Source organism: Rhodocytophaga rosea, from assembly GCF_010119975.1.
In the GTDB taxonomy this organism is placed as follows: Bacteria; Bacteroidota; Bacteroidia; order Cytophagales; family 172606-1; genus Rhodocytophaga; species Rhodocytophaga rosea.
Genome location: NZ_CP048222.1, coordinates 5,469,057 through 5,486,447, shown reverse-complemented (window position 1 = coordinate 5,486,447; position 17,391 = coordinate 5,469,057). Strand labels below are relative to the sequence as shown.

The 17,391-nt window shown below is 40.8% G+C and carries 14 protein-coding genes; 10 read left to right on the top strand and 4 right to left on the bottom strand.

All coding sequences use genetic code 11. From position 1 onward, the window contains the following. Positions 1-171: 171 nt before the first annotated feature. The gene (locus tag GXP67_RS22700) at positions 172-804 is read left to right on the top strand and encodes an RNA polymerase sigma factor (RefSeq protein ID WP_162445226.1); all 633 of its coding nucleotides are present in this window, start codon (positions 172-174) and stop codon (positions 802-804) included. Positions 805-866: 62 nt separating this feature from the next. On the opposite strand, the gene GXP67_RS22695 is transcribed toward GXP67_RS22700, so the two are convergent. Then, positions 867-1,487 carry an HAD-IB family phosphatase gene (locus GXP67_RS22695; RefSeq protein ID WP_162445225.1) on the bottom strand — a complete coding sequence of 207 codons (621 nt, stop codon included), beginning with the start codon at positions 1,485-1,487 and terminating at the stop codon, positions 867-869. Positions 1,488-1,740: 253 nt separating this feature from the next. Here GXP67_RS22695 and GXP67_RS22690 point away from each other — a divergent pair, with 253 nt between their 5' ends. After that, positions 1,741-2,544 carry an NIPSNAP family protein gene (locus GXP67_RS22690; RefSeq protein ID WP_162445224.1) on the top strand — a complete coding sequence of 268 codons (804 nt, stop codon included), beginning with the start codon at positions 1,741-1,743 and terminating at the stop codon, positions 2,542-2,544. A 71-nt stretch (positions 2,545-2,615) separates the two neighbouring features. Here the strand turns inward: GXP67_RS22690 and GXP67_RS22685 are convergent, their stop codons facing one another. Next, positions 2,616-5,387 carry a glycosyl hydrolase gene (locus GXP67_RS22685; RefSeq protein WP_162445223.1) on the bottom strand — a complete coding sequence of 924 codons (2,772 nt, stop codon included), beginning with the start codon at positions 5,385-5,387 and terminating at the stop codon, positions 2,616-2,618. A 205-nt stretch (positions 5,388-5,592) separates the two neighbouring features. Here GXP67_RS22685 and GXP67_RS22680 point away from each other — a divergent pair, with 205 nt between their 5' ends. The 4 genes from GXP67_RS22680 to GXP67_RS22665 all read left to right on the top strand — a co-directional run bounded on the left by GXP67_RS22680 (position 5,593) and on the right by GXP67_RS22665 (position 8,246). Continuing rightward, positions 5,593-6,477 (top strand): sigma-70 family RNA polymerase sigma factor, encoded by an 885-nt coding sequence (locus tag GXP67_RS22680; RefSeq protein ID WP_162445222.1) that lies wholly within the window; start codon positions 5,593-5,595, stop codon positions 6,475-6,477. Positions 6,478-6,488: 11 nt separating this feature from the next. Then, complete coding sequence (locus GXP67_RS22675; protein ID WP_162445221.1) at positions 6,489-6,902, top strand: DoxX family protein; 414 nt, start codon at positions 6,489-6,491, stop codon at positions 6,900-6,902. 57 nt (positions 6,903-6,959) lie between these two features. After that, on the top strand, positions 6,960-7,514 hold the full coding sequence (locus GXP67_RS22670; RefSeq protein WP_162445220.1) for a carboxymuconolactone decarboxylase family protein: 555 nt from the start codon (positions 6,960-6,962) through the stop codon (positions 7,512-7,514). Between the two features lie 219 nt (positions 7,515-7,733). Beyond that, positions 7,734-8,246, top strand: a complete 513-nt coding sequence (locus GXP67_RS22665; RefSeq protein ID WP_162445219.1) for a GNAT family N-acetyltransferase — start codon at positions 7,734-7,736, stop codon at positions 8,244-8,246. A 110-nt stretch (positions 8,247-8,356) separates the two neighbouring features. Here GXP67_RS22665 and GXP67_RS22660 read toward each other — a convergent pair whose 3' ends face one another. Next, the gene (locus tag GXP67_RS22660) at positions 8,357-9,592 is read right to left on the bottom strand and encodes a family 1 glycosylhydrolase (RefSeq protein WP_162445218.1); all 1,236 of its coding nucleotides are present in this window, start codon (positions 9,590-9,592) and stop codon (positions 8,357-8,359) included. 770 nt (positions 9,593-10,362) lie between these two features. Between GXP67_RS22660 and GXP67_RS22655 the strand changes: the two genes are divergently transcribed. The 4 genes from GXP67_RS22655 to GXP67_RS22640 all read left to right on the top strand — a co-directional run bounded on the left by GXP67_RS22655 (position 10,363) and on the right by GXP67_RS22640 (position 14,654). After that, positions 10,363-11,655: a glycosyltransferase family 1 protein gene (locus tag GXP67_RS22655; protein WP_162445217.1), complete on the top strand. Its 1,293-nt coding sequence runs from the start codon at positions 10,363-10,365 to the stop codon at positions 11,653-11,655. A gap of 20 nt (positions 11,656-11,675) precedes the next feature. After that, entirely contained in the window at positions 11,676-12,824 is a 1,149-nt protein-coding gene (gene glf, locus GXP67_RS22650) for a UDP-galactopyranose mutase (protein ID WP_162445216.1), read from the top strand. 220 nt (positions 12,825-13,044) lie between these two features. Next, positions 13,045-14,103: a saccharopine dehydrogenase family protein gene (locus GXP67_RS22645; protein WP_162445215.1), complete on the top strand. Its 1,059-nt coding sequence runs from the start codon at positions 13,045-13,047 to the stop codon at positions 14,101-14,103. Positions 14,104-14,207: 104 nt separating this feature from the next. After that, entirely contained in the window at positions 14,208-14,654 is a 447-nt protein-coding gene (locus GXP67_RS22640; RefSeq protein ID WP_162445214.1) for a hypothetical protein, read from the top strand. 174 nt (positions 14,655-14,828) lie between these two features. Here GXP67_RS22640 and GXP67_RS22635 read toward each other — a convergent pair whose 3' ends face one another. Continuing rightward, positions 14,829-17,237 (bottom strand): ABC transporter permease, encoded by a 2,409-nt coding sequence (locus GXP67_RS22635; RefSeq protein WP_162445213.1) that lies wholly within the window; start codon positions 17,235-17,237, stop codon positions 14,829-14,831. Positions 17,238-17,391: the final 154 nt, after the last annotated feature.

The window sequence follows — 17,391 nt, the reverse complement described above, 5'->3', positions numbered from 1 at the left end:
AGGTTTTACACCTGATCATAGGATAAGCAGAAAAGTCTAAGATGCTTATTTGGCCAGGACGATAATTACTTGTACCAATAGTCAAAGGGTGCATGGCAGACACATGAAATACAGAGTGTTTACACACTTCCTATATAAAAAAGTAGCTCAAAAATATAACTCTCTATTCTCTTGAAAACCAATATGCTGCCTGAAGCACAAGAACAAGCTCTCTGGCACCAGTTTAAGGCTGGTGACCGGACTGCTTTTACCAGGCTTATGCAGTGTTTTTATAGAGATTTATTTCAATATGCTACCAAGTTTACAAAGAATGGAGAATTCATTAAGGATTGCTTACAGGATCTGTTTTTAGAGCTCTGGAAAAACCGCGCTACCCTTGGAGAAACCAGGCATGTAAAAGCTTATTTACTCAAAGCCCTCCGTCATAAAGTGTATCGTGAATTATATAGAAACCAGAAGCACATCCATCACGAACTATCAGAAGAGGAATATTGCTTTGATGTTGTATTCTCTGTAGAACAATTGCTCATCCGCGAACAGGAGTTACTACATACAACAGAGAAACTGTCAGCTTTGTTGAATCAATTGCCCCGCAGGCAAAAAGAGATCATCTACCTGAGGTTTTTTCAGGAATTAGAGGTAGAACAGATTGTGCAAGTCATGGATATTACGCCGCAATCGGCCTATAATCTTTTACATAAAGCTATTCACCGCTTAAGGCAATTCTGGATTAGTGAGAAAGAACCCCTGTCTGTCGCTTTATGTCTCTGTTCTTATTTTTACAGAGAGTTATCTCAATTTTAATAGATTCCATTAAAATATTCGAGAGAATCTTCAAATGCCATTTTTAGCCATTAGCTACTGAATCAATCACTGGATGAGTAAGGTATAATCTTTCCATCTTTTACCAGAAAAGCTTTTTGCGCTTTATCCAGAATTGGCTCTTTGCTGTCAGAATATGCTTCTACAATTTTGTACGGTTTTCCTTTCAATTGTTGCTCTAACCGCCTGATTTTTTCTTCTCCTTTACAGGCTTCTCCTTTCACTAAATATGTATCATTCACATATTCTACTTGTGTGCCCACTAAGCCATCTACCGGATACAACTCAAACAGGGGTTTTACATAAAGTTCCAGCGCACCAGTTGCACAATATATTTTGATGCCTTTCTTACGCAGCGCCTCCAGCCGGTCGATAAGTTTCTTATTAAACTCCCCAGGATACTCTTTTGCCCAATATTCTTTCGCAAACACAGTCACTTGCTTAGGAGGAATTTTATCCAGATAGTTGAAGAAATTCTCTTTAAACTCCGTTTGCGAAAGGGTATGCAGCTTTAACCGCAGCTGATAATACGCCATCTGGAAAATATATCTGGCTTTGCTTAGTTTCTTGGAGCAGATAAACTTAAAGAATTCATCTTTCGATTTTTTGGTGTACAAAGTTCCATTCAGATCGAAGACAGCGATACATATTTCATCAGTAGGCATAAGCGGAATGTTTGCCTGGCTATATACTGAAAAAGAAAAGCTAAGGTTAACAGTGATTACTTGCTGTTTACTGAACTTTAAAGGAGAAAATGTGAATACAAAAACAAGCTAAAATGATTTACGTTTGGGTATTTCTACCTAGTATTAAATTAAATACAGGATTTTTTTAAGCTAAGTATTTTTTCATATTCTGAATTAGATTTATAGTAGTAATTTAGCCTGTTCATTTATCCAATTATTTTATCTGCTGTCCATGAAACGACGTAATTTTGTAAAATCATCCATGTTAACTGGTGCCGTAGCAGGCATTCTTCCAGCCTCTACCATTGAAGCCAAACAAACGCAGAATCCACAAAACGCGGAACGGCAATTTTATGAACTCAGGGTATATACTTTAAAAAATGGCAGGCAACAGAAATTAGTTGAAGAGTATTTTCAGAATGCGGCTATTAGCGCACTAAATAAATTGGGAAGCAAATCGATTGGTGTATTTACAGAGTATTTGCCACAAGGCTATACAAAATTGTTTGCATTGATTCCCTATAATTCAATGAATGATTTTATAACGGCTCCTGAGAAAATGGCGAAGGATGCTGCCTATATGCAAGCGGCTGCGCCTTATTTGAATGTACAGGCAACAGAACCAGCGTACGAACGGGTAGAAAGCTCATTTTTCAGAGCATTTACGCATATGCCTCAATTAGAAGTTCCTGAAAAGAAGCCAAGACTCTTTGAATTGCGCCGTTATGAAAGCCACAATGAAACAGCCGGAAAAAAGAAAATCGAAATGTTTAATGAAGCCGGAGAAATTACTATTTTTAAACGGGTTGGACTTACGCCGGTATTTTTTGGAGAAGCATTGATCGGACCTATGCTGCCTAACCTTACCTATATGCTTACCTTCGATGATATGGCAGAGCACGACAAAAACTGGAAAACGTTTGGCAGTGATCCGGAGTGGAAAAAGATCAGTGGTATGCCCGAATATGCAAATGATAAAATCTTATCTTCCATCACCAGAACTTTCCTTATTCCAACGGCTTTCTCTCAGGTTTAATTAACTGTTTTGGTTCTTGCAAAGTGGTACTAATAAGTATGTAAAAGGTTCGATACAATAAAACTCCCGCTTCATTTTAAAGGAATTAACTGTACTGGTCCTAACAAACCTGAAACTACCGGCTCCCACTTTGCTGCATCAAAAGGCTCATAGCGGATGTTCACAAAGTTTATCTCATGAAATTTCTTCCATTCTACTTTCTGCTTATCCATGTAGCGGATGCGGTTCGCAGATAGATTAGTAACAGCAATTTGGAGGGTATTTTCTTTTTTCAGGATTCCGGGTTTGATGTACAGGCGATATGGCAAAGACCATACTTTTCCTATATTTTGCCCGTTGATGGTTACCTGGGCCATTTCCCGCACATCGCCCAGGTCAAGCAGAAAACCTTTGGAAAGAGTAGCAGTAGCAGGTAGTGTAAATTGTAAAGTATATACACCTGTGCCACTAAAGTATTGGGTAAGAGAATCTCCCAGTGTAGTCCAGGAGGTAAGCTGGCTGGTAGTAACAGCAGCAGGTATGGCAGGTTCACCGGTTGTAAAAGTCAGGTTCCAGTTACCTTGTAAAGAAATAGGAGCTGCTTCATCTGGCAATTGATAGACATAGTTGTTCCCAGCTTGCTTTTTGGCATACGTGGTAATAATGCAAGATTGTCCTGGTGCTAATGTCAGATAGAGTTTGATTGATTTTGCACCTGCCTGTTTAAAAGGTACCAGTCCTTTCTCCTGCATTAAAGGATTATATAATTCTACACTCTGTGCTGAAGTATTCAGTTGAATGGTATCTGCTGTAAACCTGTTGTGCAGATTTGTAACGAAGTAGACTTTACCTTCCGCATGGTTTTTCCGGATAAAACTAAGTTGCTGGTCAGCCAGAGACTCTCTCTGTACGCCTATATTCATCAAGTCTTGTGTAAGTGTTTGTAATGGGCTGATTATTATAGTGTTTTTACTTGCTTTTAACCTGGCTTGTAGCTGTTTCATCTCTCCTTCTCTTGAAGCATAATTGTGAAAACCCGGTATACGTTGAGGTACATTCTCAACAAAAACTACTTCTACTCCCTTTTCAACCAGCCTGACAATGGCTTTCATGGTTTCCAGCGGCATATGGGTACAAGCAGGAATAACCAGCGTCTGGTAAGGTATATTGGCATTTGTGAGAAGTTCGCCTCTTGTATTTGCCTCTAATGCTTGTAACTGCCTGTCGGAGATATAATCGAACTGGTAGCCCTTGTCGAGTAATACCTGGCCGGTTTTACCTACACTTGCATTAAGCAGCCATTCATTTGATGCATAATGTACATCCAGTAGTTGAATCATACTTTTGCCTTTGGGCTTGCTCCATAAATCGTAGATGGGAAAATATAACAATACGTTATTATCCGGCCTGGTCTGCTGCATCACCGATTGTATGCGGCTGATATACCCTGTAATCTCTGGCATATAGTTCCAGAAATGAGAACTGGGAGCGTAATTGGTAGAGGCATAAAACAGCCATCCCGGCCAGGGAATATCCGGTGGAGAATAGGTAATGCCATGAAAGAATATATGATTTACACCGGCTGTAAACTGTTCATCTAACAGAGGTTTGATCTGGGAAGGAGCAACTTTAAAATGATCGCCCAGCCAGGTGGAGGTTTCAGCACTTACCAGTGGTTTACCGGAAATATTCGCTGCTGAAGAAGCAAATTTCATAGTGAGCCGGTTGGGTTTACCAAAGCGTTTTTCATCAAAATCCTTGTCGAGCCGGTAAAGCGGAATATCAAACTGCTTACTGCCAAATGATTCAGTTTCGGGAATATCTACTGCCGCATAATAATCCAGTATATTTCCTGGTGAACCATGTGCCTGGTTACGGGTAATCAAGCCCCTTTCTTTAACCCATACTGCCCAGGGTTGGGTAAAATTTTCCAGCAGCAGATCGGAAATAGTTTCCTGGTAATCGGTTAGTACCCTTGTACCCTGCTCAGAAAAAACAGTATCATTCAGCAGATGAATATACCGGCTGAAATCATATCCGCGGCGTTTGCTGAATTCCTGCAGAAAATTGTCTGTCCAATTAGCGCCATATACTTCATAGGAATCATTATAAAAAGACCGGACTTTATACTTATCTGTTTTAAATTGTTCAAAAGCTTCCTGAAAAGAAGTTGTATAGTGTTGCAGGGCATCTTTACTAAAATAATCCAGCACCAGCCCTTCGCCGCCGGGAGCAGCTCTTTTTACTTTCTGCCCGGTAGGCACCGAATACAATACAACTAATTTTCTAAGCTGGGCCGCAGATTTTATATGTATATTTCCCTGCGGATCTACTGTACCCGTTACATCCTGTATAAATTCGTTTTGAGCAGTATACAAAGAGGCCACTTGCAGCAAAGCCTCTTTATGGGTGGGATCTGTTTTGATGGGATAACTGAAAGGCTTTCCTGCTGGAATTACGAATTCTCTGACCATAAACTTTTTGGCTGCTGCCTCCCTGGTTACCTGTTTTCCTCCAAATGGCCAGCCAGTTCCCATCGACATGTCTATTCCCATATTTAGCCTGCCTGCTTCCTGCACGGTATACTGCAACATCTCCATCCATTGCGGACTTAAATAAGAAATATACTGTGATTCAAAGCCTTTTACCCCATAAATAGGAATAATATGCAAGCCACCCATTCCTGCCCTGGCATATGCTTCCAGGTTTTGTTTGATCCCCTCTCTGGTTATAGCACTACCCATCCACCACCAGTATGCCCAGGGTTTACCTTCTCTTACTGGAACAGTTACTTGTGCCCGCACGATTGTATCTGTTCCATACAGAAGAAACAGCAGCAGAAATAGTTGAATGAGTTTTTTCATGGATTGAGATAGCTTCTCTAAAAATAGAGAATTAACCCTTTCTCTCTAAGGCCAATTAAAATAATTCGTATTTCTTAAAAAAATTTGTCACGTTTTTTGGTGCGTACTTGTCTTCTTCCAAAGCAAGTTCAGGAGCACATTCGTTTAGAATATTATTAGCAATTACTTGTGCACTTGTTCCAGATAATCATTCAAATTATTTACTATGACACCAGACTCCGGCTATATAATCGATGAAAAGTACACAGATGTTCTTTTTCCCTATGCTTACAATATTCTTGGGGCCGTAGAAGATGCCAGAGACACCGTTCAGGAAGTGTTAACAAAGCATCTTTCTGCTACCAAAGAACACATTACCGACGAAAAAAATTATCTAATCAGATCAGTTATCAATTTCGCCATCAATCTGAAAACCCGGCGGAAAAAAACAAGGCGTAAAGATGACATATGGTTACCCGAACCTGTAGCCAGCGACGATACAGCCGATAAAAATCTTCATTTGAATGAAATATTATCTTATTCATTACTAGCGTTAATGGAGCGATTGAATGCCAGGGAACGGGCCGTATTTATCCTGCGTGAGAGCTTCGATTATTCCCACCTTGAGATTGCCGGAATCTTATCTATTACCGAAGAACACTTGCGTAAATTACTCAGCCGGGCAAAAGCAAGTATACAGAAGCCCCTTCCCAGACACAACAGGCCACCAGATGCCCATGAACGGGATGTACTAGAGCGTTTCCTGGGTGCCATCCGCCGGCGGGATATTCAACAATTGGAAAGTATAATGGCAGCCGACATTCAATTTTATGCGGATGGAGGAGGCAAGATACCGCTTGCTGCCAAAGAATGTGCCGGAGCAAGCCAGGTAGCTGCTTTACAAATGGTGATCTACCAGAAATATCTCCTTTCTGCAAGGTTAGAGTACATCACCGTCAATCATCAGCCTGCCCTCTTGTCTTATGTGAGAGACCGTCTGACCTCCTGCCAGGTGTTTAATTTGCATCCTGAACTCGGCACTCTTCAACAAATTCATGTGGTCCTGGACCCGGATAAGTTAAAATTATTGTCAAAGCAATTTAAACCCTAAACAAATAAACCATGTCATCACTCACACACAGCCCTGCTCTGGGCAATTATCTTAAAGCCAGAGTTATTGCTTACTGGCTTGTAACCGCATTTATCGTATTTGAGCTGATCTATGGTGCTCTCTGGGATTTTAATGTACTCAATCAGGGGTACGTGTATGAAATTTTAAGGCACCTGGGATATCCGCTTTATCTGGCTACAATTTTGGCGGTTAGCAAAGTGGCAGCGGCAGTAGTGATCAGTATTCCAGGATTCCGCCTGTTAAAAGAATGGGCATATGCCGGAGTTACTGTTCTGTTCATGGGTGCCTTTATTTCACATTTGGCCGTTGGAGATGGCCTGGACAAATCCATTTGGTCATTATTGTTCGGAGTACTTACCCTTATTTCATGGGCGCTACGGCCACAAAACAGAAGACTTATCTAGAAGTAGCCTGAATATATAATCCTTCTGTTGAAAATTTTAAACTCTTATTTTAATCAAATGGAAACCTTTCTTGCTCCTATTGAAAACCCTAACAGTTTGGGAATGAAACTGGCTTACTTTTTCACAAAAAAATATTTTGGCAAAGTGTTGATGCCCTTAAAAGTACATTCTGCCAGGTTGCCAACCGCATTTGGCAAGTTCTATGCAAAGATTTCCCAGTTAGACAAAAAGCTGGTATTACCTGAAGAGATGGTTTTGTTGATCCGGCAGCATGTAGCACAGCTTAATATATGCCTGTTTTGTATCGATATAAGCCGGGCGACAGCCATACAAGCATCCATGAATGAAGAAAAAATCAATGAACTGGTGAATTACCGCTCCAGCCTGTTATTTTCCGAAAGAGAAAAAGCCGCCCTTGATTATGCAACTGAACTCACAAAAGACAAACAAGTAAACCCCGGTACATTTAAAAAGTTAGCTTACTATTTTTCGGAACGTGAAATTTGCGAGATCGTATATCTGGTGGCAAGTGAACATGTATACAACCTTACCAATATTGGCCTCAATATTCATTCGGATATGCTTTGCGACATTACAAAACTTAAAAAGTAGCCCACTGACCATACTGGGGTCTTTATTAAGTTAATATTATTCTCCCTTTCGATCGATAAGCCATAATTAAACGCTGTTTTAAATATGGCTTGTTTATTTATAGAGCCTTATAAAAGTTTAATAATTATAATTTTTAGTTTGCAGAAAGCATAGATTTCACTTTACTTATCATTTGTATTTTATACTGCCATCTGGCCATATGAACTCCTGTTAACCGCAATGACACAAATTAGAACTGCTTCCTATCAAGACATAGATACCTTAACACAAGTGGGTAAACAGGCATTTTATGAGACTTTTGCCAGGCACAATACCGAGTCAGATATGCAACTATACTTGTCTGCCAACTTCACGAATGAAAAACTAAAACAGGAGTTTGAGGATAACAATTCTCATTTTTATGTAGCTGAACACGAGGAAGAAGTGGCTGGCTATGTAAAGCTGCGTACCGGAGAAGAACCAATAGAGCTTAAAGGCCGAAAACATATAGAGATTGAAAGAATATATGTACTGAGCCAGTTTCAGGGCAAACAGATAGGCAAAGAATTGATGGCCGCCAGCATCGAAATGGCCAGGCAAAAAGGCTGTGAAGTGCTGTGGTTAGGTGTGTGGGAACATAACCAGAAAGCCATTCAATTTTACCAGAAATGGGGATTTGAAATATTTGGTTCGCATGGGTTTGTTCTGGGAACTGACCAGCAAACTGACTTTCTCATGAAACTTGAATTGTGAATGCGTAATAGGGGGTTATAAAATAAAAAAGCCCATCCTAAAGATGGGCTGGAAAAGTGTACATCGGGTTAATACTCTTATATTACTCTTAAATCAGTGAAATCGTTACATTACGCTTTTACTAATTCAAGCTTTTTAGCATACTTGTTTGTCTTTAATAGAGTTGAATCCCATTTCAATTCAGCTATATGGCTCCAGTCTCTGATCAGGTTCTGGTAGGCAAGTCCTAGAGGACGTACATTACGATTCATGTCATACATACCCAGGGAATTTACATGTCCATTGTCTTCACGGAGCGCTGTATCCCAGTCTACCTGGTCTACTAAGCTATACCAGGTAAAGCCAATTACCGGAACTCCATCCATTCTGAGTCTTACCAAGTTTGCCCATTGTTTCTTCAACCACTCCACTGAATTGGGTTCTTTCATATTAGTTTCTGTATGCATCATAGGCAATCGGTAGCGCTTATAATATTGCTGGGCAATTACATAATAGCCGAATAAGTCGCCGGATGCAGAAGTATGTCCGTTGGGATGCACCATGTGTTCGTTGGTATAATAATAATCGGTACCAATTACACATGTACCAGGGCAAGGATTATTGCGGAACCAGCTATATTCCTGTTTGGTCATGCCATGCTGGAAAAGATATTTCTGCACTTCTGTACTGGAAGCATAACCAACCGTTAAATCAAGGGGCAGAAAACGCTTCATGTTCAGAAAATCAGCTCTTTTCTGGCAGCTGGGATCTTCCGCATGAAAATACTCACAGGATTCACTCTGAATAAATACAGCTTTGGGTTGCACTTCCAGAATAGCTTGCATGGCCAGTAAATTGGCTTTACACAAATTCTTAAGCGCTGTTACGTAGCTGTGTTCACTGTGCAACCTTTCATTCCACCAGCCATACTGGGCAGAGAACATGGCTGTAATAAAAATTTCATTGATCGGCGTATACAGTTTCAGGTAAGGGAAACGTCTGGCAAATGCCCTGGCATATTCCATAAAATGCATGGGAAAATCAGGGTTCTGGAAGTTTTCCAGCCAGTCGGGCACTCCAAAATGACAAAGGTCTACAATGGGCGTAATGCCCATCTCCTGCATCACATGAAACGTATCATCAGTAAAACTCCAGTCATATACACCAGGAGCTACAAAGGTTTTATAAAAAGGCGGTCCATACCGCAAAAATTCTATACCACTTTCTTTCACGAGTCTGAAATCCTCATACCAGTGCTGATAATGACCGGCTTTCTCCATTTCATCCACACGCTTCACAGATCCGTTGGGTAATTTGATAGTAGGGTAACTGTTTTCGATGCCGGTGGCAAACATGAATTTATTCATAAATATTCTAAGAGGGGATATGCTTATTTTTATCCTGCAATTCTTGTTCCTGAATCAATTAAAATTTAAAAATTAGCAGAGGTATTTTTTAAATTTTTCTAATTCAAAATTATAAGCTTATTCCTGGAAATTATTCCCCATTGACACTATTTTCATACATGAAATATTTTTTCAAAAATTTCACTAAAAGGTAACGGCTTAACTTCGAGATTTTCCCCTTCACTTGGAAGTTCCATATGGCTTATTTATTGACGCATCCTACACAGATTCACATAAAAATCTAATTATCAGAAAAATAGACATCAATTGAATTTTGAACTAAATGGTAAAAAGGTAACTATTTTTACCTGGAGGAATGTTACTTTTCAGGATATGAATATTGTATAGTTATTATTTTCCCTATACAAATCTGCAAATACAACCAAAACATGCCTGCCTGCGTATAACCCCTTAGTTCAGACAGGGCAAAAATTCTTCTTGGATGATTGAGAATATACATCCAGATCCCTGATAATACTGAATAAAGCTGAAGTACAGAGTATCCTGGCTGGCAGGTAGCAATACCTGGGATACTTACACTACGAATAAAATAATTCCCAGGAAGGTAGATTAGCTCGAATATTTCAGGGCTTCCTGAAATAGCTTTTTAAAATATATCTCCCTGCATTGCAATTGAGTTTATTTTTTAGCAGGCTACCTAGATTTCCAAGCCGCAAAACCGGTCTGCTGATAGCCGGACGGAGTGAATACTTTTAATTTTACGTAAATAGATGAATTCAACATTCAACCAAACTATTCCTACACCAGGTAGGGACGAAACAGATGTGCATGTGCCTGCCAAGCAGGTAGATTATTTTTCAGAAGTGGCAGGTAAAACAAAGACAACCAACGGGGAGTCGTGGGTTTCTTTTGCTGACTTAGCTCAACCTTTACCTGATCTTGTGTGTTTTTCTCATTTACGCTGGGACTTTGTGTTTCAACGCCCACAGCATTTACTGAGCCGCTTTGGCAAGCAAATCCGGGTATTCGTTGTGGAAGAACCTATATTCGATGCGGCCGAACCCAGAATGGATATAAGCAGCCGGGGTGAAAAGCTATGGATTGCTGTTCCGCATTTGCCGGGAGGCCGTTCAGGAGAAGAGATCGACCAGATGCAAAAACAGCTGGTAGATGAATTATTGGAGCAACAAGGAATCCGCCAGTTTATTGCCTGGTATTATACACCTATGGCACTCAGCTTTAGCGGACACCTGAAGCCCACTGTAACGGTTTATGATTGTATGGATGAACTCTCTGCCTTTGCCGGAGCACCTCCACAATTGATTGACCGGGAAAAAGAGCTATTCAGAAGAGCTGACCTGGTATTTACTGGCGGACAAAGCTTGTATGAATCTAAAAAAAGCCGTCATCAGGCTGTATACGCTTTTCCCAGTAGTATTGAACGGGAACATTTTGCTCAGGCTAAAAATGAATTGCCACAGCCCGCAGATCAAAAGGATATTCCACATCCACGGATGGGATTTTATGGTGTGATTGACGAGCGCATGGACATTGAACTGGTAAGTGAAGTTGCCCGTATGCGTCCTGACTGGCATATTATTCTGTTAGGTCCGGTAGTAAAAATTGATCCGGCTAGCTTACCTCAGTATCCTAATCTGCATTATCCGGGCATGAAATCATATAAAGAACTGCCTGCCTATTTAAGTGGTTGGGATGTAGCTTTGCTGCCTTTTGCCATGAACGAATCGACTAAATTTATAAGCCCGACCAAAACTCCGGAATATTTATCTGCCGGAAAACCGGTGGTGTCTACGCCCATCCGGGATGTAATAAAACCATATGGAGAACTAGGTCTGGTACATATTGCTGCTACGGCAGAAGAATTTGTAGATGCCATCGAAAAAGCTTTGATACAAACATCAGATACCAAATGGCAGGCTGATGTAGACCAGTTTTTGTCGCAGCTTTCCTGGGATAAAACATGGGCGCATATGACTCATTTGATCTGTAGCCAGCTCATGAGTAAAAATGAGAACAGCAAATCGGGAGTACAACAATTTTAACCTTAAACAAACACAAAGCTATGTTCGATTACTTAATTGTAGGGGCGGGTTTTGCAGGAAGTGTCCTGGCAGAACGCCTCGCTAATGATGCCGGAAAAAAAGTTCTTATCATTGACAAGCGCAATCATATTGGCGGCAATGCCTACGATTATTATGATGATGCCGGAATTCTGATTCATAAATACGGCCCACATATTTTCCATACCAACTCTCCGGAAGTATTTGGCTATTTGTCGCGGTTTACCCAATGGCGTCCCTATGAGCACCGGGTACTTACTACCGTAGATGGCAAGTTGCTTCCTATCCCAATTAACTTAGATACCGTTAATAAACTATATAACCTGAATCTTACTTCTGAAGAACTGGAAAAATTCTTCGATTCGATCAAAGAAGATGTTAAAAATATCCGCACCTCCGAAGATGTAGTAGTAAGCCAGGTAGGCCGGGATTTATATGAGAAATTCTTCCGGAACTATACCCGTAAACAATGGGGAATGGACCCTTCGGAGCTGGATAAAATGGTAACTTCACGTATTCCGACCCGTACCAATCAGGATGACCGCTATTTTACAGATGCCCATCAGGCAATGCCGCTCCATGGCTATACCCGGATGTTTGAAAAAATGATTACGCATCCGAATATTCATGTTATGCTTAATACCGATTATAAGGCTGTGAAAGATATTATTCCTTTCAAGAAGATGATCTTTACCGGTCCGGTAGATGAGTATTTCGACTATTGCTATGGAAAGCTGCCGTACCGTTCATTACAGTTTGTACATAAAACCTATGATACCAGAGAGTTTCAGCAGGTAGCGGTAGTAAACTATCCGAATGAGCATGAGTATACCCGGATCACAGAATACAAACACCTGACCGGACAAACGCATGAAAAAACAAGCGTTACGTATGAATACCCTTGCTGGAACAGTGATCCGTATTATCCGGTACCAAAACCAGAAAATGCAGAACTGTATCAGAAATATAAGTCTTTAGCCGATGAAACGCCGGATGTACATTTTGTAGGACGACTGGCTACCTATAAATATTACAATATGGATCAGGTAGTGGCACAAGCTCTTTCTACATATAGTAAAATCACTCAGCATAATCTGGCTGATATAGCAGTAAAGCGTACCAATGGCTGGAAATCGCATTTATCTGCTTAACAAGAAGAGATCCGGAAAGTAAATAATATGATGCATATAGGTATCAGTTCTTAAGCGAGAATTGATACCTATTGTTTTATAGTCAATTTTGCCGGATAATTATGAAGTGTATCCATTTTGAAATAACTAACTGCACTCAATTCTATTTATTCATCGCTCACGCCTCGGATTTGATTTTAAAAGCAGTCCTTGTATTTTGCCGTTCTAAACACCTTGATGAATGCCTGATAAGATTCCTTTCCTGATTTACGGTGCTTATGGTTATACTGGTGAACTGATTACCAGGCTGGCAGTTGAAAAAGGATACCGGCCTCTGCTGGGAGGCAGAAACGAAGCCAAGCTCAAAACTCTGGCTGAAGAACTGCGCTTGCCTTACCAGGTTTTTAATTTAAACGAGGAAGAAAAAGTAGACCAAGCCCTGCAAAAGGTAAAAGCGGTACTGCATTGTGCCGGACCTTTTTTCAAAACTTCCCGCCTGATGGTATATGCCTGTCTGCGGAACAAAGTGCATTACCTCGATATTACCGGCGAAATTGAAGTGTTTGAATGGATTGCCACCAAAGATGCACAAGCTAAAAAAGCAGGTATCGTACTCTTGCCCGGAGCCGGATTTGATGTGGTACCTACCGACTGCCTGGCAGCACACCTGAAAACCCGATTACCGGAAGCTACCTATCTGGAGCTTGCTTTTTCTGGTGTAAGTAAAATGTCGAAAGGAACAGCACTTACGATGATAGAAAATATGCATGCCGGAGGTCTTATTCGTCAGCAGGGCAATTTAGTGAAAGTACCTTCTGGATATAAAACCAAGCGTATTCAGTTTGGTAATGAGGAAAAATTAGCCGTAAGCATTCCCTGGGGCGATGTTTCTACAGCCTATTACAGCACCCATATTCCCAATATCATAGTATATGCTGCCACCAATCTGGCAAATATTGCAGCCATTAAAGCTTCCCGTTATGCTGGCTGGCTGCTCAAGTCCGACTGGCTGCAAAAATACCTCAAGCAACGGGTAACCGAGCAGGTAACAGGTCCAGACTTGCAACATAGGCAACAGGCGCAAACGTATCTTTGGGGACAGGCAACCGATGATAAAGGTCAGGTTTGTACCACCCGGCTGCAAACGCCCGAAGCGTATGAACTTACTGCCCACACGGCTGTATTAGCTGCCTATCTGGTTTCTGAAGGAAAAATAACACCGGGATTTAAAACGCCTTCCCTGGCATTTGGTGCTGATTTTATTCTGCAAATCAAAGGCGTAAGTAGGCAAGATGTGTAAGGGTTATATGCTTATTAGCCATAAACGAAAGATGAATAAGATATTTTGTTTGATACTTTTATTAGGAAGTTTTTCAGTTTATAGCTCAGCAGAAAGTAAATGAGGTGAGTAAGCAGGATTCCTTACAACTGAATCAAGTTTGGCAAAAGTTATTCAAAGCCGTTCAAAACCAGGATATTAATGCTGTTAAAGCATTGTGCTTACCGAAAATATTTTGTGTCGTGTGTTATCCAGATGTAGTAAAAGACCCTGAAGACTACTTTATTTCTGCTCGCACTTTTACAAATCAATATTTGGCAAAAGTGTTTCATGAAAAAGTACGAAGTGTGATTCAATCTGAGGCTTATAATCTGTGGATACACCCAGTACCTGATTATTTGCCTTCTCATCTGAAGCTTGAGAAAGGCCAAAAATTATTACTATACGAGTTGGCCGTTCAAACTTGGAAAGCGGGAGAATATGCTCCAGGCCATGAAGGAGGAACAGATTTGTTTCAATTCGTGAAGGTGAATGAAGAACTTAAATTTTATGGTCATACCACGATTCCTTAAAAATGAATAATTAATCAAAGTCTGTGGCTAACACCACTTACCAACGACCATTGATCCGCCAAAGAGCATATTCTCAGTATGAGGGCACGCCGACGTGTAGCTTCGATACATTAAAAATCAATAGCGATGAGTTCTAACTCATCGCTATTGAGTAACCATTATCTATCAATAAGCCTATTCATTACGCAAACTCTTTATCGGATTCGCCAGTGCCGCTTTCACCGATTGATAACCTACCGTACATGCGGCAATTACAAGCGAAATACCCACAGCAATTATAAATACACCTACTCCTACTTCTACCTGATACTCAAAATTCTCCAGCCAGCTGTTCATCACATAATAAGCAATGGGCGCAGCAATCAGGAAAGCAATTACTACCAGGAATGCAAATTCTTTAAAGAATAATAGCGTAATATTTGTAGCCGAAGCTCCCAGTACTTTGCGGATACCTACCTCTTTGGTTTTCTGGGCAGTAATGAACGAGATTAACCCAAACAATCCCAGGCACCCGATGAAGATGGCAATCCCGGAGAATATACGGAATAAAGCGGATGTCTTTTGTTCTTCCCGGTAGAAATTAGCAATGGTCTGGTCTAAAAACTGGTAGCTAAACACATGTTCGGGATATTTTTTTGTCCATACCTGCTCCACATGAGTAATGCCCTCTTTCATCTGCGTAGCATTCAGCTTGATATTAGCTGTCCGATACGAACGGTTGCTGGAAGCCATCAATACTGCATCTATGTTTTCACGCAGGGAGGTTACATGAAAATCGCTTACTACGCCTACAATGGGCGCTTTAATCCGGTCATATAAATTAATATACTGCCCAATGGCTTCTTCAGGGCTTTTTATACCTAGTTGCCTTAACATGGCTTCATTCACCACAAATTCACGGATGGTATCTGACTTGATAAAATTGCGCCCGGCCAGTAACTTAACCTGGTGCATTTCCAGAAAATGTTCATCACCAAACTTAAGGGAAGTAACAAAACTTTCAACGGCACCACCTTTTTTAGCGAACGTGAAAAAAGTACGTTGATTGGCGGCAGAAGAAATGCTCAGGTTGGAAAAACTAACTTCCTCCACACCCGGATTGGCCTTTAATTCTGAACGCATGGTTTCAAAATTCAGGTTTTGGGCACCAGGCAGAGGAACAGTAAGTACCGCATCTTTAGTAAAGCCCAGGGATTTATTCTGGAAATAATCCATCTGGCTGGTTACCACCAATGTTCCAATAATCAGCACCTGCGAAATACAGAATTGCAACACAACCAGCCCCCGGCGAAACGACAAACTGCCAGTACGCTGGGTAGCAAACTTGCTTTTCAAAGCCTGAATTGGATTAAAGCCCGATAAAATCATAGCCGGATAAAAACCGGATAATATACTAACCAATACCAGCAAGCCTATAATAAAAGCTATTACCACAGGTTCTTCTAAGGGTGTAAAATAAATTTCCAGTCCCAGCAATTCACGCAAGGCAGGAAGGGCAGCCTGGGTTAAGACTATTGAAACGACCAATGCAATGGTTGTAATAAATGCCGTTTCGTAGATAAACTGCCAGAACAATTGCCTCCGGCTGCTGCCCAGTACTTTGCGTACGCCGATCTCTTTTGCCCGTTTTACTGCTTGTGCCGTAGCCAGGTTTACAAAGTTGATACAAGCTGTAATCAGCAGGAATGCTCCTACCAGTGATAATGCCCAAATAGTTTGTCTGGCAACAATGCGGTTATTATAGTTTCCATACAGCTCATCAAAGTGGATCGTTCTTAAAGGTTGTAATACATAAGAGCGGCTTTTGGCACCTTCTTCATCCATGTATTTTCTGGTAAAGGCAGAAAGCTTTGTTTCTAATCCTTTCAGGTTGGTGCCTTCCGGCAATACCACAAAACCCTGGGTGGTATAATTGAGGTTTCCCCAGTTGTTACGGGTTTCTTCAGAATATACTTCTTTTAATGTAGTATGTGAAATGAGTACATTAAACGGAAAATCCGTGTTTGCCGGAAAGTCTTTCAGAATGCCAGTGACTTTTAAATCATAGGTATTATTCAAGCGGAGCGTTTTTCCAATGGGTGATGTCTCGTTAAAATACTTCATCGCCTGGCTTTCGGTCAATACTACAGAACGGGGATCTTTCAGAGAAGTTTGAGGATTACCTTCCAGCCAGGTATAATCGAACAGATCAAAAAACTGGGGTTCAATATACGTTATGCCATTTTCTTCCTGAAAACGGGCTGGCGCTTGTCCCTCTCTGTTGATACTGACCAATCCACCCGAAACATAATTAGTTACAGTAGCCTGTTTGAATTCCGGCAGGTCATTTCTCAACGCTTCTATAAACGGGAACGGCACATTAGGCAAACGCCCGGTTTCTCCCTGAAACTGCACATGCGTGTTGATGCGGTAGAGCTGGTCTTTTTTGCTGTGAAAGGTATCAAAACTCAACTCAAATTTCACTACCAGAAATATGAGCATACTACAGGTAATTCCTAAGGCCAGACCTAAAATATTGAGTGTTGCATAAGTTTTATTCCGGCTCAGATTCCGGAGGGTGGTCGCTAAATAATTTTTAATCATAAAAAAATGGTTGTTTGGCGGCATTCTGAAGTCTGCCAGTTATGAGTTAATCGAACAAAAAACAGGTTTTATTTGCAATACAATGATGGCCTTCCTCAATAGGAGGAAAGAATTACAGATGAATAAAGAAAGTATTGATTTACGCCTTTTCGAT

Coding starts and splice junctions, on each gene's coding strand:
- GXP67_RS22680 (WP_162445222.1), top strand. CDS start 5,593: ATGACACCAGACTCCGGCTATATAATCGATGAAAAGTACACAGATGTT.
- GXP67_RS22635 (WP_162445213.1), bottom strand. CDS start 17,237: ATGATTAAAAATTATTTAGCGACCACCCTCCGGAATCTGAGCCGGAAT.
- GXP67_RS22690 (WP_162445224.1), top strand. CDS start 1,741: ATGAAACGACGTAATTTTGTAAAATCATCCATGTTAACTGGTGCCGTA.
- GXP67_RS22645 (WP_162445215.1), top strand. CDS start 13,045: ATGCCTGATAAGATTCCTTTCCTGATTTACGGTGCTTATGGTTATACT.
- GXP67_RS22665 (WP_162445219.1), top strand. CDS start 7,734: ATGACACAAATTAGAACTGCTTCCTATCAAGACATAGATACCTTAACA.
- GXP67_RS22670 (WP_162445220.1), top strand. CDS start 6,960: ATGGAAACCTTTCTTGCTCCTATTGAAAACCCTAACAGTTTGGGAATG.
- glf (WP_162445216.1), top strand. CDS start 11,676: ATGTTCGATTACTTAATTGTAGGGGCGGGTTTTGCAGGAAGTGTCCTG.
- GXP67_RS22660 (WP_162445218.1), bottom strand. CDS start 9,592: ATGAATAAATTCATGTTTGCCACCGGCATCGAAAACAGTTACCCTACT.
- GXP67_RS22685 (WP_162445223.1), bottom strand. CDS start 5,387: ATGAAAAAACTCATTCAACTATTTCTGCTGCTGTTTCTTCTGTATGGA.
- GXP67_RS22655 (WP_162445217.1), top strand. CDS start 10,363: ATGAATTCAACATTCAACCAAACTATTCCTACACCAGGTAGGGACGAA.
- GXP67_RS22695 (WP_162445225.1), bottom strand. CDS start 1,487: ATGCCTACTGATGAAATATGTATCGCTGTCTTCGATCTGAATGGAACT.
- GXP67_RS22675 (WP_162445221.1), top strand. CDS start 6,489: ATGTCATCACTCACACACAGCCCTGCTCTGGGCAATTATCTTAAAGCC.